General features: G+C 38.1%; 4 protein-coding genes. All 4 read left to right on the forward strand.

Annotation, left to right across the window (positions count from 1 at the left end; translation table 11 throughout):
• A partial coding sequence (locus ACQY26_RS03120; protein ID WP_428047633.1) for a LexA family protein occupies nt 1-370 on the forward strand: 370 nt, incomplete at its 5' end.
• A gap of 65 nt (nt 371-435) precedes the next feature.
• Nucleotides 436-1,044, forward strand: coding sequence for a hypothetical protein (locus tag ACQY26_RS03125; protein WP_428047634.1), 609 nt, complete (start codon nt 436-438; stop codon nt 1,042-1,044).
• Nucleotides 1,045-1,055: 11 nt separating this feature from the next.
• On the forward strand, nt 1,056-1,589 hold the full coding sequence (locus ACQY26_RS03130; protein ID WP_428047635.1) for a hypothetical protein: 534 nt from the start codon (nt 1,056-1,058) through the stop codon (nt 1,587-1,589).
• Nucleotides 1,590-1,595: 6 nt separating this feature from the next.
• Nucleotides 1,596-2,139: phage integrase SAM-like domain-containing protein (locus ACQY26_RS03135; RefSeq protein WP_428047636.1), on the forward strand; the 544-nt coding region annotated here is incomplete at its 3' end.

Below are 2,139 nucleotides of genomic sequence, written 5' to 3' on the forward strand. Positions count from 1 at the left end.
GGAAGAAAAGTTTATTCTTGAAGAAACAGAAACTTATCTGCCGTTTCGCAAAACCGGGCCGAATCAGTTTGCCATAAAAATAACCGGCAATTGTATGGTTGACCCGGATGATCCGCGCAACAGCATTTATGACGGCGATTATGTTATCGTTGACCCTGACGCCACCGTAAATAACGGGGATGTAATAGTCGCCCGTTTAGACGGCGAATACAGCACGGTAAAACGCATGTATAAGCATGGGGAAGAAGTAAGATTAATCCCTGATAACCCGGATTGTGAGCCTATTATCAGAACGGCAGCCACTTTTTTAGTTGGCAAAGTGATAGACGTATACCGCCCAGTTCGGGCTAAAAAAGAAAGGAAAATATAGGCTCTTGTTGTGCTTTATATATAATGTAAAATAATTATATATAAATATTCAAGGAGATTAAAAAAATGGCTAGGCGAATGTCTGTTGCACAGGCCGGTGTGCTATTACTGTTATGCCTAATATTTGGAATTATAAGTTCTATCATACTAGCAGCTCAGTTTCTTGTAGACTCATTAGGAATAGAAAATATATTAACTATATTCGCCGCCTGTTTACTTTTATTTATTATCTACAAAACGATAAGATATTTTCAAAAACAACATTTTGCGGAAAACAAACTTGAGGAGTGGTCAAAATTAACGCTTAACACATTGAAACCTTTATCTTCTGTCGGTTTGCGTTTAGAGGAAAAAGAAAAAATCGTTTTTAATGAACCTTTTATTATGTTTGAAGGAAATTTAAAAGCGGAACATCGTGGAGAACTTATATTAACGACAAAAAGAATTATCTTTAAGTCCCTCTCTACTTTTATAATGATACACGCATGTGATATTATTTCCGCGCAAACTACAAATATAAGTTTGGTGATTGGGAAAAAAGGCAAAAAACGCCAATATTACTTTTGCACACAAAATAATGTAAGACTTGCCAAGGCTGTTGCTTATTTCGCCATTTTATCCGAAGGCAATATTGACCGTATATCAGATAATCTGTACAAACTCTTAACTAAATAGAGGACTTATTTATGTCATTAATAAAATGTAAAAAATGCGGCAAGGAATATTCCGTCATAAAAGATAATTGCCCATACTGCGGGCAATCGCAAAAAGAACCGCCGGCCAGCACGGCGCAGCACATCCCCGCAAAAAAGAAAAAGGAATTATATATTCTTCCCCCTGAAGAACGCAAAAGCCCTATTTTGGCGGCTATATTTTCGTTTTTATTTTGGTGGATAGCCCTTGATACTTTTTACCTAAAAGGTCTTTTTAAAGGATTCTTTAAATTGGCTATTATGTATATAATTTTTCCAATACTTTGGTTCATTGCCTTAAACTCCTTTTTTCTTTTTGTGTGGCAAGTTTATGAGGAATTAAATGCCCCAGAACTTATAACGTTGCCTTTTCTAGAATCTTCCCGCTTTTTAGCCATATTATTTGCTTATTTTTTGTTATTAGGGATATTAGGGACTTTATCTGGCATAATAACAGCCATATATTATGTTGCGTTGCCGGTGGGTCAATTCAACAGGCAATACAACAGTTATATCGTAAAAGAATAAACAACTATGGGCATATTTAAACACCCCAAAACGGGCATATACCACGCAAATTATTTTAACGACAGCGGCAAACGCTGCCGCCCGTCCCTGCACACGCGTGATAAACGTATAGCCCAAATCAAATTTGCGGAAATTGTGCAAAGCAAGGAAGCTCTCTCAGGCAACGCGTCAAAAATCCCGTGGCAGGCATTTAAAAACAAATTTATAGAAACAATTACCCCGGAGCGCACCAAAACCACCATAAACCACTTTAAACGCGCCTGCTTTTATTTGGAAAGCGAACTCCACCCAAAATACCTTACGGATATTACCCCGCTTAAATTGCAGGAATTAAAAACAATACTAAAAGAGCAAGGCAAAGGAGAAGCGGGCATAAACCGCTGGCTTAGGGCATTAAAAACAATGCTGCGCAAAGCGGAAGATTGGAACTATATTGCCCCGCAAAAGTGGCAAACCGTCGGCAGTTTTAAGGAAGTGGAACACCGCATCGTCTTTTTTACCGTTGCGGAACTTAAAAAAATGCTCAAGCACGCAAACACCTTTCAGCAAA

This window comes from Candidatus Proelusimicrobium excrementi (genome assembly GCF_937881865.1).
Classification (GTDB): Bacteria; Elusimicrobiota; Elusimicrobia; order Elusimicrobiales; family Elusimicrobiaceae; genus Proelusimicrobium; species Proelusimicrobium excrementi.